At 55.1% G+C, this 15,439-nt stretch carries 16 protein-coding genes; 7 read left to right on the top strand and 9 right to left on the bottom strand.

Features of this window, described 5'->3' with window-relative positions; genetic code table 11:
- Positions 1 to 92 precede the first annotated feature (92 nt).
- The gene (gene pdxR / locus VH187_RS20555; RefSeq protein ID WP_329703292.1) at positions 93 to 1,574 is read left to right on the top strand and encodes a MocR-like pyridoxine biosynthesis transcription factor PdxR; all 1,482 of its coding nucleotides are present in this window, start codon (positions 93 to 95) and stop codon (positions 1,572 to 1,574) included.
- Positions 1,575 to 1,690: 116 nt separating this feature from the next.
- Here the strand turns inward: pdxR and rpoH are convergent, their stop codons facing one another.
- The 4 genes from rpoH to ftsY all read right to left on the bottom strand — a co-directional run bounded on the left by rpoH (position 1,691) and on the right by ftsY (position 6,108).
- Positions 1,691 to 2,545: an RNA polymerase sigma factor RpoH gene (gene rpoH / locus VH187_RS20550; protein ID WP_329703291.1), complete on the bottom strand. Its 855-nt coding sequence runs from the start codon at positions 2,543 to 2,545 to the stop codon at positions 1,691 to 1,693.
- Between the two features lie 278 nt (positions 2,546 to 2,823).
- Positions 2,824 to 3,882, bottom strand: a complete 1,059-nt coding sequence (ftsX, locus tag VH187_RS20545) for a permease-like cell division protein FtsX (protein ID WP_329703290.1) — start codon at positions 3,880 to 3,882, stop codon at positions 2,824 to 2,826.
- Complete coding sequence (ftsE, locus tag VH187_RS20540; protein WP_329703289.1) at positions 3,875 to 4,540, bottom strand: cell division ATP-binding protein FtsE; 666 nt, start codon at positions 4,538 to 4,540, stop codon at positions 3,875 to 3,877. Before ftsE ends, ftsX begins: the two co-directional genes overlap by 8 nt.
- 2 nt (positions 4,541 to 4,542) lie before the next feature.
- The gene (ftsY, locus tag VH187_RS20535; protein WP_329703288.1) at positions 4,543 to 6,108 is read right to left on the bottom strand and encodes a signal recognition particle-docking protein FtsY; all 1,566 of its coding nucleotides are present in this window, start codon (positions 6,106 to 6,108) and stop codon (positions 4,543 to 4,545) included.
- 146 nt (positions 6,109 to 6,254) lie between these two features.
- Here ftsY and rsmD point away from each other — a divergent pair, with 146 nt between their 5' ends.
- On the top strand, positions 6,255 to 6,851 hold the full coding sequence (gene rsmD / locus VH187_RS20530) for a 16S rRNA (guanine(966)-N(2))-methyltransferase (protein ID WP_329703287.1): 597 nt from the start codon (positions 6,255 to 6,257) through the stop codon (positions 6,849 to 6,851).
- On the top strand, positions 6,841 to 7,113 hold the full coding sequence (locus tag VH187_RS20525) for a DUF1145 family protein (protein WP_329703386.1): 273 nt from the start codon (positions 6,841 to 6,843) through the stop codon (positions 7,111 to 7,113). The genes rsmD and VH187_RS20525 overlap by 11 nt, the downstream gene beginning before the upstream one ends.
- A gap of 52 nt (positions 7,114 to 7,165) precedes the next feature.
- Here VH187_RS20525 and VH187_RS20520 read toward each other — a convergent pair whose 3' ends face one another.
- The gene (locus tag VH187_RS20520) at positions 7,166 to 7,522 is read right to left on the bottom strand and encodes a DUF2500 domain-containing protein (RefSeq protein WP_329703286.1); all 357 of its coding nucleotides are present in this window, start codon (positions 7,520 to 7,522) and stop codon (positions 7,166 to 7,168) included.
- 142 nt (positions 7,523 to 7,664) lie between these two features.
- Here VH187_RS20520 and VH187_RS20515 point away from each other — a divergent pair, with 142 nt between their 5' ends.
- Positions 7,665 to 8,291: a lysoplasmalogenase gene (locus tag VH187_RS20515; protein ID WP_329703285.1), complete on the top strand. Its 627-nt coding sequence runs from the start codon at positions 7,665 to 7,667 to the stop codon at positions 8,289 to 8,291.
- Positions 8,292 to 8,369: 78 nt separating this feature from the next.
- A complete protein-coding gene (gene zntA, locus VH187_RS20510) occupies positions 8,370 to 10,586 on the top strand; it encodes a Zn(II)/Cd(II)/Pb(II) translocating P-type ATPase ZntA (RefSeq protein WP_329703284.1) in 2,217 nt (738 codons plus the stop codon).
- 70 nt (positions 10,587 to 10,656) lie between these two features.
- Here the strand turns inward: zntA and VH187_RS20505 are convergent, their stop codons facing one another.
- From VH187_RS20505 to tusA, 4 genes are all read right to left on the bottom strand, one after another.
- Positions 10,657 to 11,940, bottom strand: a complete 1,284-nt coding sequence (locus VH187_RS20505; RefSeq protein ID WP_329703283.1) for a TRAP transporter large permease — start codon at positions 11,938 to 11,940, stop codon at positions 10,657 to 10,659.
- Between the two features lie 10 nt (positions 11,941 to 11,950).
- Positions 11,951 to 12,460, bottom strand: a complete 510-nt coding sequence (locus tag VH187_RS20500; RefSeq protein ID WP_329703282.1) for a TRAP transporter small permease — start codon at positions 12,458 to 12,460, stop codon at positions 11,951 to 11,953.
- Between the two features lie 23 nt (positions 12,461 to 12,483).
- Entirely contained in the window at positions 12,484 to 13,467 is a 984-nt protein-coding gene (locus VH187_RS20495; protein WP_329703281.1) for a TRAP transporter substrate-binding protein, read from the bottom strand.
- 173 nt (positions 13,468 to 13,640) lie between these two features.
- On the bottom strand, positions 13,641 to 13,886 hold the full coding sequence (gene tusA / locus VH187_RS20490) for a sulfurtransferase TusA (RefSeq protein WP_329703280.1): 246 nt from the start codon (positions 13,884 to 13,886) through the stop codon (positions 13,641 to 13,643).
- 168 nt (positions 13,887 to 14,054) lie between these two features.
- Between tusA and VH187_RS20485 the strand changes: the two genes are divergently transcribed.
- Positions 14,055 to 14,720 carry a 7-cyano-7-deazaguanine/7-aminomethyl-7-deazaguanine transporter gene (locus VH187_RS20485; protein ID WP_329703279.1) on the top strand — a complete coding sequence of 222 codons (666 nt, stop codon included), beginning with the start codon at positions 14,055 to 14,057 and terminating at the stop codon, positions 14,718 to 14,720.
- 73 nt (positions 14,721 to 14,793) lie between these two features.
- On the top strand, positions 14,794 to 15,351 hold the full coding sequence (locus tag VH187_RS20480; protein WP_329703278.1) for a DcrB family lipoprotein: 558 nt from the start codon (positions 14,794 to 14,796) through the stop codon (positions 15,349 to 15,351).
- Positions 15,352 to 15,439 lie beyond the last annotated feature (88 nt).

The following is a 15,439-nucleotide window of genomic DNA, read 5'->3' as shown; positions in this document are numbered from 1 at the left end:
TTTAGTGTTAACAACTTTGAAACAATATGAGTGTTTTACTCTGTGAGCGGTCCTATAATCGAGTACCAGTTTTGAATAATTGAGGGATCCAATTGCGTTCTTTAGTGTGCGATCTCCTGCAACTGCGTCTGGATGAACAGCCCGACGACAAATTGCACAAGAAGTTATATAACGCCGTGCGCCTGTCGATCCTCGACGGCAGCCTGCCGCCACAAAGCCGTTTGCCGCCGTCGCGCGACCTCGCGACTCAGCTAAGGTTGTCACGAAATACGGTGCTTACTGTGTACGAACAGCTATTGGCAGAGGGCTACATTGTCTCGCGTTCCGGCAGCGGCACCTTCGTGGCAAAAACAGTGCCTGACGCGCTGCTGTTCGCCACCAGCAGACATGAAGCTGACACCAGCGACAACCGCTGCGTCAGTTTCTCAGAACGCGGCCAGGCGCTTCTGACGCACAGCCGCGCCAGTCCTCGCCAATGGGGCGCTTTTTTGCCCGGCGTGCCGGACGTGAATGAATTTCCTCACGCGTTGCTGCGCAAAATCCAGACCCGCGTCAGCCGTAAACCGCAGGCAACACAACTCTCCTATAGCCCTTCCGGCGGCAGCCTGGCGCTGCAACAGGCGCTGATGGAATACCTGCGCGTGGCACGATCGGTACGCTGTACGCCGGACCAAATTCTGATCACCGAAGGGATTCACCAGGCGATTGATTTGGTTTCCCGAATGCTGTGCAACCCCGGCGACAGCGCGTGGATTGAGGAGCCTGCGTATTGGGGGATCCGCAACGTTTTGCAGATGAACGGCGTGAAGTTGCAGGCGGTAGACGTCGATCTCAGCGGGATGAATCCACCTGAGCCGGGTGATACGCCGCCGCGTCTGATGTTTGTCACGCCGTCGCATCAATATCCGCTCGGCTGCGTGATGAGCCTTGAGCGCCGTCAGCGCCTGCTCGCCCTGGCGAAACAGACTGGCAGTTGGATTGTGGAAGACGATTACGATAGTGAATTTCGCTTTTCCGGCCAGCCCATCCCGGCATTACAGGGGCTGGTGGAAGACGCCCCGGTAATTTACATCGGCACGTTCAGCAAAACCATGTGGCCGGGAATGCGCCTCGGGTATGTGGTGCTGCCGCGCCCATTGGCGCAGGCGCTGCGTACGGCGCATGCCGAACTGTATCGCAGCGGACGATTGCTCGACCAGGAAGCGCTGGCGCTGTTTATTCGTGAAGGCCATTACACCGCGCACATCCGTAGGATGCGTTTGCTGTATGCCCGTCGTCGCCAGCGGTTGGCAGGGCTAATTACCGATTATCTCGGCAAAGAAGCGCTAAGCGAATTCAACGATAACGCCGGGTTGCATCTGGTGTTAAAACTCGACGCGAAGTGTGATGACGTAGCGCTGGCGAAACGTGCCAATGAAAAAGGCGTGCTGGTGCGGCCATTGTCGCGGTATTACCTGAATGAGGCGGCGCAGCGCGGGCTGCTAATGGGGTTTGCGGCGATGCGCGAAGAAGAGATGGAAGGAGCGTTTAAGGTGCTGATGGACTGTATAAAAAACGAAAGCCCGACGGCATAAACCTTCGGGCTTCTCTTTGCGTTGTCGAGTGGCGGCTTCGCCTTACCCGACCTACACGTTAGCGACTATTTTGTAGGGCCGGTAAGCGCTAGCGCCACCGGGCAATGGCTTTCGGCTTAGGCCTCAATCGCCATACGCAATTTTTTCATCGCGTTCTTTTCAAGCTGACGCACACGCTCTGCGGACACGCCGTAGCGGTCTGCCAGTTCCTGCAAGGTGGACTTGTTGTCTTCGTCCAGCCAACGGGCGCGGATGATGTCCTGGCTACGTTCGTCCAGGCCTTCCATCGCGTGGGTCAGTTTGTTCGCAGCCTGCTCTTCCCAGTTATCGTCTTCAATGCCGTCGGCAAAGTTAGACGTTTTATCCTGTAAGTAGAGCACTGGCGCAACGGAATGGCTTTCGGAATCTTCGTCAGACGACATATCAAAGGCCATGTCCTGGGCGGACATTCGCGATTCCATTTCACGCACGTCTTTGCTGGACACACCCAGCTCGCGTGCGACCATTTCCACTTCATCCTGATTGAACCAACCCAAACGCTGCTTGGTTTTACGCAGGTTAAAGAACAGTTTACGCTGTGCTTTAGTGGTCGCAACCTTCACGATACGCCAGTTACGCAGCACGTATTCATGAATTTCGGCTTTGATCCAGTGCACGGCGAAAGAGACCAGACGCACGCCCACTTCCGGGTTGAAGCGACGTACGGCTTTCATCAGGCCGATGTTACCTTCCTGAATCAAATCCGCCTGCGGCAGGCCGTAGCCCGAGTAGTTACGAGCAACGTGAACAACAAAGCGCAGGTGAGACAGGATCAGCGTCTTCGCTGCTTCCAGATCGCCCTGGTAATGCAGCTTCTCCGCCAGTGCCCGCTCTTCATCAGCCGTTAACATCGGCCAAGCGTTTGACGCCCGGATGTAAGCATCCAGGTTGCCAACAGGGGCTAAAGCTAAAGTTTGCATTTCTTTGGTCATTCAAATCCTCTCAATTTACGTCCTGGCCTTGTTTGTCCCCATCAGGCAACTTTCGGGCCAGTTGTTACGAGCAGCGAGATTAACATTCGCATTTTTATCAGACAGTGATGTTATCCACAAGTTCCATGCAACGATGTGAATACATTACGCACAAATTGTGACATCACGATGATACCGCTGAAGGCAGGGGGAAGCAGATGGGTTTTGAAACTCTCCCTGCGAACAGGAACATAATGCGGCTGTTTGTTGCAGCAGGGAGAGAGTATATCAGACTTTTTTTATTCCGGCGTAAAGTGGCGTAAATGTTGAACGGTTGCCAGCCATGCCGCGACCCAGCCGATCATCGAGCAGACAATCAGCATCAGCAGGCACTCATCGAGGCCTAAGCCACTGAGTTCAAACTGCGTCCCAAAGACCTTCGCCACTTCGGTTACTGCTGACGATAAGCGCAGCACCAGAATTTCGGACAGGATCAGTGACAGGAACGCGCCGGAGAAGCCAAGCAATGCTCCGCCATACAGGAACGGGCGCAGAATAAAGCCATCGGTCGCACCGATCAGTTTCTGTACGTTGATGGTGTCGCGACGGGCAAAAATACTCAGACGCACGCTGTTGCCGATAACAAGGAACACTGCGGCGATCATCAGCACGCCGATCATTGCCGCTACGCGCCCTACCAGCCCGGTAATCGAGGAGAGACGCGCGAACCAGCTGTCGTCCATGCGCACTTCATCAACCCCCTGAATTCTCGACACACGGTCACGCAGCGTGTTCAGCGAATCGGTGCCCTGGAAATCAAGCTTAGGAATCACCACAGCCACTGCAGGCAGCGGGTTTTCTTCCAGCATATCCAGTGCGCCGCCGAAACCAGACCAGTTGCGGAATTCGCCCAGCGCTTCATCGCGGGAAAGATAATTCACCTTGTCCACGCCTTGCTCAGCCTGTAACTGCCCGACGACTTTCGCCGCCGCGTCATCATCCAGCGTTTTTTCGAGATACACGGTTATTTGCGGCGACGGGTAATACTGCGACGCCGCCGTGTTCACGTTTTTATAAACCATGTAGCAGACGCTTGGCAGCGTGAGGGAAATGGCAATCACCATTACCGTCAGGAACGTCGCCACTGGTTTGCTTTTCAGGTCCTGCAATGCGCCCTGGAACGCGTAGCGCACCTGCTCATTAAAGACGTTGGTTTTGCGGGAGTTCGGCTTCTGTGGCGGTTTCGCGCGTTTTGGCGCATTGCCGCCGCCTTTTCCACCGCCACTGCCAGAATTGCGCAACCTGTCGAAACGGTTGCCAAATTGGCGAATGTGATTGATCGCGTCGCGTTTATTCACCGTGACCTCCATGCAAATGCCCGTCGCTGAGGGTCATCATACGATAGGAACGGCTGGAGATAAGCCCCAGGTCATGGGTAGCCATCAGGACCGTGACCCCGACGCGGTTGAACTCTTCAAATAGACGCAGAATACCTTCTGACAAAGCTTCATCGAGGTTACCGGTCGGTTCATCCGCCAGCAATACCGCCGGTTTGTTCACCACCGCACGAGCAATGCCCACGCGCTGTTGTTCACCGCCAGAGAGCTGAATCGGCAGGTTTTTCGCTTTGTCGAGCAGCCCGACTTTATCCAGCGCCGCCGACACGCGACGACGGATGTCATCGTAGCTGGCTCCGGCGATAATCAGCGGGATCGCCACGTTATCAAATACCGTGCGGTCCATTAGCAGATGGTGGTCCTGGAAAATCATGCCAATCTGGCGACGCAGGAACGGCACCTCACGGTTTTTCAGACGGCTGATGTCATGGCCGCTGAACCAGATTTTCCCGGTGCTTGGGCGCTCAATACCGCAAATGAGCTTGAGCAGGGTACTTTTCCCCGCGCCGGAGTGGCCGGTCAGAAAGGCCATCTCACCCGGCTGCAGCTGGAAGTTAATCCCCTGCAGCGCTTGTCTCCCACCGAGATAGGCTTTGCTGACTTGTTCAAAGCGAATCATTGTTAATCCTCTCGGGCAAAAAGTGCCTCAATAAAATCGTCCGATTTAAACGGACGCAAATCTTCGATACGTTCGCCAACGCCGATGTAGCGAATCGGAATGCCGAACTGATCGGCCACCGAGAAGATAACGCCACCCTTGGCGGTCCCGTCCAGTTTAGTCAATGTGATGCCCGTCAGCCCAACCGCTTCGTGGAACAACTTGGCCTGACTGATAGCATTCTGACCGGTGCTGGCATCGAGCGTCAGCATAATTTCGTGCGGTGCATCTTCGTCCAGCTTCTTCATCACGCGGACGATTTTCTTCAATTCTTCCATCAAGTGCGCTTTGTTCTGCAAACGCCCGGCTGTGTCGGCAATCAGCACATCGACGTTACGCGCTTTCGCCGCCTGAATGGCATCGAAAATCACCGATGCGGAATCCGCGCCGGTATGCTGCGCAATGACCGGGATGTCGTTGCGCTGACCCCAGACCTGGAGCTGCTCGACCGCTGCGGCACGGAAAGTATCGCCCGCCGCCAACATCACCGATTTGCCCTGCTGCTCGAACTGGCGCGCCATCTTACCGATGGTGGTGGTTTTACCCACGCCGTTGACGCCGACCATCAGAATAACAAACGGAGATTTGCCTTCAATATTAAGCGGCGCGTCTACTTTTGCGAGGATTTCACTCATTTCATCTTTCAGCAGACCGTACAACGCTTCGGCGTCGCGCAGCTGTTTACGGCTCGCGCCTTCGGTCAGACTGGCGATGATTTTACGGGTGGTGTCCACGCCGACATCAGCAATCAGCAGCTGTTCTTCCAGCTCTTCAAACAGATCATCATCGATTTTCTTGCCACGGAACAGGCTGATAAATCCGGAACCGAGATTTTCTTTGGTTTTTAGCAGGCTGCGTTTAAGGCGAGCGAAGAAACCTTCTTTCGTCGGACGCTCTTGCTCCTGAAGCGGTTGTTCTTCGTCCGCTTCTTCAACCATTTCTTCCGGGGTGTCGATGGCATTTTCAGCGGCATCGGCGGCAGCGAGTGCCTGGGCTTCGAGTTCTTCGTCGCTCAGTTCATCTTCTGTAATGGCGTCTTCGCTAACAGCCTGATGAGCAACAACAACTTCTTCTTCAAGAATAGCCTCAGGCTCTTCTTCGACAATCTCTTCCGGCAGTGGCAGCGCTTCATGTTCGATAGCGACTTCTGGTTCGGATTCGATGCGCGGTTCTTCAACGGGTGCGACAACTTCGGCCACAGTTTCCTGTTCAACCGGCTGCGGCGCGGCGCTGTGAACAACCTCTTCAGTCACCTCAACAACGTCTTGTGCGAAAGCCTGGGTCTCTGTTTCGCTGTGCGCGGTAACTTCGGCTTCCGGTTCAGCAATGTTCTCTTCCGGGACAACTTCCGCTTCCTCAACAGCCGCTGGCTCAACCGCGACGTCTTCAACAGCGTCCTGTTCAATGACAGGCTCTACGGGCGCCTGTTGCGCTTCGCTTTGCTGTTGTTCGGCTTCCTGTTGCTGCTCTTGTTCTTTCTGTCCAAAGCCCAGCCAGGAGAAAAAGCCTCTTTTTTTGTCTTTTGCCATTTGCGAGCACGCTCTTCGCTGTTGATTCCAGGTACTGCGTCACCGCTATGTACATGGAAGCTAAAAAAATGATGAAATAGTCTATCACTTAACTTAACGCGCTTCACCGCCTGGAAAAGTAATCCGGCATTGAGCAGAGCTGAGATATGAAAAAACCAAACCACTCCGGCAGCGGCCAGATCCGCATTATAGGCGGACAATGGCGGGGCCGTAAGCTCCCGGTACCTGACAGCCCAGGCCTGCGTCCGACCACCGATCGGGTCCGCGAGACGCTGTTTAACTGGCTTGCGCCAAATATGGTGGATGCCCGTTGCCTCGACTGTTTCGCCGGAAGCGGCGCATTAGGGCTTGAGGCCCTCTCCCGTTATGCCGGGAGCGCGACCCTTTTAGAGATGGATCGCCACGTCGCACAACAGTTACAAAAAAATCTTGTGACGCTCAACGCCCGTAACGCGAAAGTGGTCAACACCAACACCTTAACGTTCCTGGCACAGCCGGGTACGCCGCATGATGTGGTGTTTATCGACCCGCCGTTCCGCAAAGGGTTGCTTGAAGAGACACTGACACTGCTGGAAACCCACGGTTGGCTGGCAGACAATGCGCTGATCTACGTCGAAAGCGAAGTGGAGAACGGGCTGCCGCCGGTTCCCGCACATTGGGATTTACACCGCGAGAAGGTGGCCGGACAAGTCGCTTATCGTCTTTATCATCGTGAAGCACAAGGAAACAATGATGCTGCTTAATATCGGCCGCTTACTGATGCTTTGCGTCTGGGCTTTTCTGGTCCTCAACGTCCTGCACCCGTTCAAATTCCCGGTTAATATCTTCGTCAACGTGGCGCTGATTTTTATGATCCTGATGCACGGCCTGCAAATGACCCTGCTGAAAGCCACCATGCCAAAAGATGGCCCACAGATGACGCGTGGTGATCAGGTGCGGGTGTTTTTGTTTGGGGTGTTTGAGCTGATTGCCTGGCAGAAGAAAATGACGCCAAAGAAGAAGTAATGGTGGAGTGCCGGGTGCCGGCTAGCGCCTTACCCGGCCTTCAAAATCAATGTCATTCGGCTTTAAATTCAACGAACTGCGAGCCTTTGTAGCTCAGTGTTCCGTTGTCACCGACATTCAATTGGTGATAGATTTTTTCGTCCAGACGGAAACTCACTTCCAGCCCGCCATTTTCTGGCTTAAAACTCGCTTCATAGCGCATGTCGCTGCCCGCCGGGGCGACGATTTGTTGGCGTGAACGGCGGTCATTAAGCACTTTTTCACGCTTATTGGTGACCACTACGCGCTTTTGCTGCAACGGTGCGGCTTCGTTGTCCATTTTTTCGCGGCGTTGTTGCACGAAGCGGAACGAGGCGGCTACGACAATAATCGCCACCACAATCACAAAAAAGAGCGGCATTTTGCTCATCGGGAAGTTCTCTCTGTGTCTGGTAAGAATTAGCGCAAAAAAGGATACCCTGCCTGCTCCGCCATTGCTATCTGACCACTCGCGCCACTACACTGGACGGAGAGAGTTTATGCATCAATAACAGATACAAGGACTTAATATCATGCTTTGGTCATTCATTGCTGTCTGTTTATCCGGTTGGTTGTACGTGGACGCTTCCTATCGTGGCCCGGTCTGGCAACGCTGGGTTTTTAAACCCGTCACGCTCATCTTACTGCTGCTGCTCGCCTGGCAAGCGCCGATGTTTAACGCTATTAGTTACCTGGTGCTGGCGGGGCTGTGCGCTTCGCTGATTGGTGATGCGCTGACGCTGCTGTCGCGCGAACGCCTGTTGTACGCCATCGGCGCGTTCTTCCTGTCTCATCTGCTGTATACGATTTGGTTCGCAAGCCAAATGACGCTGTCTTTCTTCTGGCCGTTGCCGCTGGTGTTGCTGGTGATTGGCGCGCTGCTGATCGCCGTGATTTGGTCGCGTCTGGAAGAGTTGCGTCTGCCCGTGTGTACGTTTATCGCGATGACGCTGGTAATGGTGTGGCTCGCGGGTGAGTTGTGGTTCTTCCGTCCGGTGGATACCGCGTTGTCGAGCTTCCTCGGCGCGGCACTGTTGCTCATCAGTAATATCGTCTGGCTGGGCAGCCATTATCGCCGCCGCTTCCGTGCTGATACCGCCATTGCCTCGGCCTGTTACTTCGCCGGACACTTTTTGATCGTCCGCGCACTTTATTTGTAAAAAGAGGCTTGACTCTGGAGTCGACTCCAAAGTGTATGCTCTGCGTTATTGAGAAGTGATCATTAACAGGAGAGTGCCATGTCGACTCCAGAAACGAACGCCAAACCTGCCCCACAATTTGCGAAAACACCGTTAACGCCCGTTCCTGCGCATGAGCACGACCATCAACATGAGCACGGCACAAGCTGCGGCGGTTCGCATAATGAACCCACTCCTGTTATTTCTCCGGCTACCGGAACCCGCTATAGCTGGCTGGTGAGCGGCATGGACTGCGCCGCCTGTGCGCGCAAAGTCGAAAACGCCGTACGCCAGGTGGCAGGGGTGAATCAGGTTCAGGTGCTGTTCACCACTGAAAAATTGCTGGTTGATGCCGACCACGATATTCGTCCACAGGTGGAAGCGGCAGTCAGCAAAACCGGCTATGTGCTGCGCAGTGAAGATGCGCCGGAAACCGAAGCCCCTTCTCGCCTGCGTGAAAATCTGCCGCTGATTTTGCTTATCGTGATGATGGCGATCAGTTGGGGACTGCAGCAGGCCAATCATCCGCTGGGTAATCTCGCGTTCATCGCGACCACACTGGTCGGCCTGTTCCCAATTGCCCGCCAGGCGCTACGTCTGATCAAAACCGGCAGTTGGTTTGCGATCGAAACGCTGATGAGCGTGGCGGCGATTGGCGCGTTATTCATTGGCGCAACCGCCGAAGCGGCGATGGTGCTGCTGCTGTTTATCATCGGCGAACGCCTTGAAGGCTGGGCTGCCAGCCGCGCCCGTAAAGGCGTCACCGCACTGATGGCCTTAAAACCGGACACCGCAATTCGCCTGCGTAACGGTCAGCGTGAAACCGTCGCCCAACGTGATTTACGCCCGGGTGATGTGATTGAAGTCGCCGCCGGGGGTCGCCTGCCCGCCGACTGTAAGCTCCTGTCCTCTTTCGCGAGCTTCGATGAAAGCGCACTGACCGGAGAATCCGTTCCCGTCGAACGCACAGAAGGCGAAAGTGTTCCCGCAGGGGCAACCAGCGTTGACCGTCTGGTTCAGCTCAGCGTGACGTCAGAACCCGGCGACAGCGCGATTGACCGCATTCTGCGTTTGATTGAAGAAGCCGAAGAACGCCGCGCGCCTATCGAACGCTTTATCGACCGATTCAGCCGTATTTACACCCCGGCGATTATGCTGGTCGCGCTATTAGTCGCGGTGTTACCGCCGCTATTGATGGGCGTGGAATGGCAGCCGTGGATTTACAAAGGGCTGACCTTGTTGCTGATTGGCTGCCCGTGTGCGCTGGTGATTTCCACTCCCGCCGCCATCACCTCTGGCCTTGCGGCAGCGGCCCGTCGTGGGGCGTTGATTAAAGGCGGCGCAGCACTGGAACAGCTTGGCAGTATTCAACATGTCGCTTTCGATAAAACCGGAACGCTGACGGTCGGTAAACCGCGTGTCACCACGATTGTTCCGCTGAACGACACAACCGAGAACGAACTGCTGGCACTGGCGGCGGCGGTGGAACAAGGTTCCAGTCACCCGCTGGCGATGGCAATCGTCAATGAGGCCGTCAGCCGTAACGTAGCGTTGCCACAGGCTCAGTCGCAGCGGGCGCTGGCGGGTTCAGGTATCGAAGCCGAAGTGAATGGCGAGAAAGTGCTGATTTGCGCCGGGGATAAATTCCCGACCGGTGGGTACGCTGCCCAAATTGCTCAACTGGAAGAAGCCGGACAAACAGTGGTCGTGGTTGTCAAAAATAGTGCGCTGCTGGGGATTTTGGCCTTGCGCGATACGCTGCGAGATGACGCGCGTGAAGCGGTCAAAGCACTCCATGATTTGGGGATTCAGGGCGTCATTTTGACTGGCGACAACCCGCGCGCGGCGGCAGCCATTGCCACTGAACTGGGACTGGATTTCCGTGCCGGATTGTTACCTGCGGATAAAGTCACCGCCGTGACCGCACTGAATACGCAAGCGCCGCTGGCGATGGTCGGTGACGGCATCAACGACGCTCCGGCAATGAAAGCCTCAACCATTGGTATCGCGATGGGGAGCGGCACAGACGTGGCGCTGGAGACCGCCGATGCGGCACTGACAGGGAACCGTTTGACCGGGCTGGCACAGATGATCAGTCTCGCCCGTGCCACCCGCGCCAATATCCGGCAAAATATTACGCTCGCATTAGGCTTGAAAGCCGTGTTCCTGGTGACCACGCTGTTAGGCATCACCGGTTTGTGGTTAGCGGTGTTAGCCGATACCGGTGCGACGGTATTAGTCACAGCGAATGCGCTGCGGTTGTTGAACAAGAAATAACGACAGCCACACCGGACACCCTCTCGACGCGTAGGCCGGGCAAGCGAAGCGCCGCCCGGCATGACAACACTTACATCCCCAACATATGCGGCAACCAAAGCGAAATCGCCGGAATATAGGTCACCATCGCCAGCACCACCAGCAACATCCCGTAGAACGGCAGCATCGCCCGCACTACGGTTTCGATCTTCTGCTTGCTCACCGCACTGGCGACAAACAGCACCGATCCTACCGGCGGCGTGATCAGGCCGATCCCAAGGTTAACCATCATGATCATCCCGAAATGTACCGGGTCGATCCCCAGCGCATTTGTCACCGGCAACAGCACTGGCGTCAGGATCAAAATGATCGGCGCCATGTCCATCAGCGTGCCAATCAGCAGCAGCATGACGTTGAGGTACATCAGGATCACGTATTTGTTGCTGGAGAGCGAAGTGAAGAACTCGGTGATGCGCGTCGGCAGCTGCATGTAGGTCATCACCGCGCCAAACGCCGCGGCAAAGCCAATCAGGATCATCACGATGCTGACGGTTTTGACCGTGCGATACATCAGCTTCGGCAACTCGTTCCATTTGTAGTCACGATAGATAAACATCGTCACAAAGAACGCCCAAAGGCAGGCTACCGCCGCAGATTCTGTCGCGGTGAAAATACCGGACAGGATCCCGCCGAGAATGATGACCACCGTCATCAGCCCCCATAGCGCATCGAAGAAAATCCTCACCGCCTGCTTGAACGGAATGACCTCACCTTTCGGATAGCCGCGTTTACGGGCAAACGCCAGGCACATCGCCATCAGGCTGACGCCGAGCAGCAACCCCGGCAGCACACCTGCGATAAACAGCGTGGCGATAGATACCGTGCCGCCCGCCGCCAGCGAGTAAATCACCGAGTTGTGGCTTGGCGGAATAAGGATCGCCTGCACCGAGCCGCTGGCGGTCACTGCTGCTGCGTACTCGCGGGGATAGCCCTTCTTCTCCATTTCCGGGATCATCACGCTGCCGATTGATGCGGTATCCGCGACCGACGACCCAGAAATCGCGCCGAAAAAGGTGGAGGCCACAATATTCACCAGCGATAAGCCACCGCGAATAAAACCGACAAACAGATAGGCGAAATTGACCAGACGACGGGCAATACCGCCTTCCGCCATAATCGCCCCGGCGAGAATAAAGAACGGGATCGCCAGCAACGTGAATTTGTTCACTCCGCTGGTTATCTGAATCATCAGCGCTTCCAGCGGTAAATCAATCCATAACGCGCCTGCTACGGCGCTGAGCCCCACGGCAAACGCCACCGGCATGCCAATCGCCAGTAGGATCGCAAGGGTGAAAAGCAGTACAAATGCGTCCATTTAACACCCCTTAACCGTGGTTACCGATGAGCACTACCGGGCGATTCTCTTGAGAACCGAACAGCAGTCGTTCAATCACAAACAGGATCAGCACCGCCGAGCCAATCGGCAGCGGCAGATAGGTTTCGCCCGACGTCAGCAGTGGAAACTCGGCCACTGGCTGCTCCCAGAGATCGAGACACAGCCAGAGGCTGTACCAGAACATCAGCCCGGTGATCAGCAACATCATCAGGTCCACCAGCCGTGCCGCCGCACGTTGCAGCGCGGCGGGTAAACGGTCAGTCAGCATGTTGACGGCAATGTGCGACCCGGCACGATACCCCACCGCCGCACCGATAAACGTAAACGTCACCATGCAGAGAATCGCCACCGGCTCGGGCCAGGATTCGCCTTTGTTGAGCACATAGCGGGAGAAAATGCCGATGGGAATGACGATGGTCATCACCAGCAATGACACGCCAGCGACCCACATCGCCAGCATGTACAGCTTGTCCATTAATCTTGGAAAGGATTCAGACATAGGTCCTCCGTCCGCCTTGAAAATCACTGAACATCAGCGATGGCTTTCATCAGATCCTGATGCTTTTCACCATAGGCTTTACGCACCGGCTCCGTCGCCTGGACGAAATACGTTTTGTCGATTTCATGGAACTGCACGCCGCCCGCTTTCATTTTCTCCAGCGCCTGCTGGTTGTACGCGTTCCACAGTTGGCGCTGCTCCATCTGCGCTTCACGGGCCAGGGTCAGAATTTTTTGCTGCTGGTCTGCATTCAGCTTGTCCCATTTCACTTTGGAATAAAGCAACATTTCCGGGGTGATAAAGTGACCGCTGAGGGTGTAGTGCTTCGCCACAGGCATATAGTTGTGAGCGATAAAGGTTGGCGGGTTGTTTTCAGCGCCGTCGATAACGCCAGTCTGCATACCGCTGTAAACTTCGCTCACGCCCATCGCGACGGCATTCGCGCCCATGTCTTTCAGGGTATCAATCGCCACCGGACTGCCCTGTACGCGGATTTTCATGCCTTTCAAATCTTCCGGTTTCGTCACCGGCTGTTTGGTTATCAGGTTACGCGTGCCGGAGTCCATCCAGCCGAGGAACACCAGTTTCGATTTCGGGTTGTTGGTGAGCTTTTCGCCAATCTGTTTGCCGATATCGCCGTCGATAACCTTATGCATATGATCTTCATCGCGGAACACGTACGGCAGGGTGAAAGCTTCCACATCCGGCAGAATCGCTGCCACTGGCGCCATCGACACACGGATCATATCGATCGCACCCATCTGCGCTTGTTCGATCATCTGTTTTTCATCGCCCAGCACACCGCCCGGGAAGACTTTGATCTCGAGGTCGCCGTTGGTTTGCTGTTTGAGTTTTTCACCCATGTGCTGCACCGCCACCACATTCGGGTAGCCTTCAGGATGGACATCCGCAGCGCGAATGGTTTGCGCTAACAGCGACGTGGAAAAGCAGAGAGTTGCAGTGGAGAGGCATAAAGCGGCCACAAATGGCCTTACAGTCATTTTCATCGGTCGGCTCCAGGGTATTTAATAAAACGTTGTTTTAGTTTTGCGTTTAAAAATTAGCCTGGTGCAGAAAAAACGACGGTGAGACGCCTCACAAAAGCCACAAATATGAAACGATGGTTTAAGGATTTGATAACAAGAGTTCAGGGCAGATCACAATTTCTGCCCTTAGAGAATCAGTGGTTTTTGCGGATCAGATAACGGTAAGGCAGGGAATGCGTGTGCTGGGCAATCAGCTCATGATCCATAAAGCGGCAGAAGCCGGGAATGTCGCGCGTCGTTGCCGGGTCATCAGCCACAATCAGCAGCGTTTCGCCCACAGGCATGGTGCGCACGGTTTTACGGACCATCATTACCGGCTCCGGGCAGCGCAGGCCCATGGCATCAAGGGTGTGGTCAGCAGCAGAAAAAAGATCGCTCATGGTTCACTCAGTCAGTCAAAAAACCGCCCTAGTTTACCCCTGGAATTTTGTGACGCAAGGCAGGTTAACGATTGCGCGAAAATTAGCCGTTGCAATGCGCACAGAACGCAGTATCATGCGGCGGTTTTCATTGGGTTCCCTCACCCCAACCACTAAAAAGGTCACAATATGACGCCGTTTTCCCAAGCCCAGCGCGTAAAAGCGTTGTTCTGGCTTTCGCTTTTTCATCTGCTGGTGATCACCTCCAGTAACTATCTGGTACAGCTGCCGGTCTCCATTTTTGGTTTTCACACCACCTGGGGCGCGTTTAGCTTTCCGTTTATCTTCCTTGCGACTGACCTGACCGTGCGTATTTTTGGCGCGCCGCTCGCCCGTAGAATCATTTTTGCGGTGATGGCCCCTGCGCTGCTGATTTCCTATGTCATTTCGTCGCTGTTCTACATGGGCGAATGGCAGGGTTTTGCCGCGCTGACGCACTTCAATCTGTTTGTCGCCCGCATCGCCGCCGCAAGCTTTATGGCCTATGCGCTGGGGCAAATTCTCGACGTTCACGTGTTTAACCGTCTGCGTCAGAATCACCGCTGGTGGCTGGCCCCGACGGCTTCCACGCTGTTCGGTAACGTCAGCGATACCCTCGCCTTCTTCTTTATCGCCTTCTGGCGTAGTCCTGACCCGTTCATGGCCGCTCACTGGGTGGAAATCGCGCTGGTGGATTACAGCTTTAAGGTGCTTATCAGCATGGTGTTCTTCCTGCCGATGTACGGCTTCTTGCTGAATATGCTGTTGAAAAGATTGGCAGATAAATCTGAAATCTCCGCTTTTCAGCCGGGGTAAAGGTTCATCCAACGGGTTGTGATAAGATAAGCGAATGTGCCATTAATGGCCGTTTATCAAAAGGAAGATGTCAATGCGCAATTTGGTTAAATACGCCGGAATTGGCTTGCTGGTAATGGGTCTTGCGGCCTGTGACAACAGCGACAGCAAAGCGCCAACGCAGGGCGCGGCTGCCGAAAGCAACGCCGCGGCTCAGCCTGTCAGCCTGCTGGATGGCAAACTCAGTTTCGCTCTCCCGGCCGATATGACCGATCAGAGCGGTAAACTGGGCACTCAGGCCAACAATATGCACGTCTACTCTGACGCGACAGGCCAGAAAGCCGTCATTGTGATTGTTGGCGACAACAGCAACGAAGATCTGGCGGCACTGGCTTCCCGTCTGGAAGATCAGCAGCGCAGCCGTGACCCGCAGTTGCAGGTCGTCACTAACAAATCCATCGAGCTGAAGGGCCACAGCCTGCAACAGCTCGACAGCGTTATCTCTGCCAAAGGCCAGACTGCGTACTCTTCTGTGGTACTGGGTAAAGTAGACGGTAAATTGCTGACCCTGCAAATCACCCTGCCTGCTGACGATCAGCAGAAAGCGCAGGCGCAAGCAGAGAACATCATTAATACCATCGTCATCAACTAATTTAGCCTGCTGACGAGAGAGCCTCTGGTTTCACAACCGGGGGCTTTTTTTTATTTCCAGCCCGACTTTCCCCCTTCTGTCCGATAGT

This window comes from Scandinavium sp. (assembly GCF_036271055.1).
Taxonomy (GTDB): Bacteria; Pseudomonadota; Gammaproteobacteria; order Enterobacterales; family Enterobacteriaceae; genus Scandinavium.
The sequence above is the reverse complement of the archived record's forward strand: the minus strand, read 5'-3'. Positions and strand labels throughout refer to the sequence as shown.

Excerpts from the sequence above, each read along its gene's own strand:
- zntA (WP_329703284.1), top strand. The coding sequence starts at position 8,370 with ATGTCGACTCCAGAAACGAACGCCAAACCTGCCCCACAATTTGCGAAA.
- VH187_RS20525 (WP_329703386.1), top strand. The coding sequence starts at position 6,841 with ATGCTGCTTAATATCGGCCGCTTACTGATGCTTTGCGTCTGGGCTTTT.
- VH187_RS20485 (WP_329703279.1), top strand. The coding sequence starts at position 14,055 with ATGACGCCGTTTTCCCAAGCCCAGCGCGTAAAAGCGTTGTTCTGGCTT.
- VH187_RS20505 (WP_329703283.1), bottom strand. The coding sequence starts at position 11,940 with ATGGACGCATTTGTACTGCTTTTCACCCTTGCGATCCTACTGGCGATT.
- VH187_RS20495 (WP_329703281.1), bottom strand. The coding sequence starts at position 13,467 with ATGAAAATGACTGTAAGGCCATTTGTGGCCGCTTTATGCCTCTCCACT.
- rsmD (WP_329703287.1), top strand. The coding sequence starts at position 6,255 with ATGAAAAAACCAAACCACTCCGGCAGCGGCCAGATCCGCATTATAGGC.
- VH187_RS20515 (WP_329703285.1), top strand. The coding sequence starts at position 7,665 with ATGCTTTGGTCATTCATTGCTGTCTGTTTATCCGGTTGGTTGTACGTG.
- ftsE (WP_329703289.1), bottom strand. The coding sequence starts at position 4,540 with ATGATTCGCTTTGAACAAGTCAGCAAAGCCTATCTCGGTGGGAGACAA.
- ftsY (WP_329703288.1), bottom strand. The coding sequence starts at position 6,108 with ATGGCAAAAGACAAAAAAAGAGGCTTTTTCTCCTGGCTGGGCTTTGGA.
- rpoH (WP_329703291.1), bottom strand. The coding sequence starts at position 2,545 with ATGACCAAAGAAATGCAAACTTTAGCTTTAGCCCCTGTTGGCAACCTG.
- VH187_RS20520 (WP_329703286.1), bottom strand. The coding sequence starts at position 7,522 with ATGAGCAAAATGCCGCTCTTTTTTGTGATTGTGGTGGCGATTATTGTC.
- VH187_RS20480 (WP_329703278.1), top strand. The coding sequence starts at position 14,794 with ATGCGCAATTTGGTTAAATACGCCGGAATTGGCTTGCTGGTAATGGGT.
- VH187_RS20500 (WP_329703282.1), bottom strand. The coding sequence starts at position 12,460 with ATGTCTGAATCCTTTCCAAGATTAATGGACAAGCTGTACATGCTGGCG.
- tusA (WP_329703280.1), bottom strand. The coding sequence starts at position 13,886 with ATGAGCGATCTTTTTTCTGCTGCTGACCACACCCTTGATGCCATGGGC.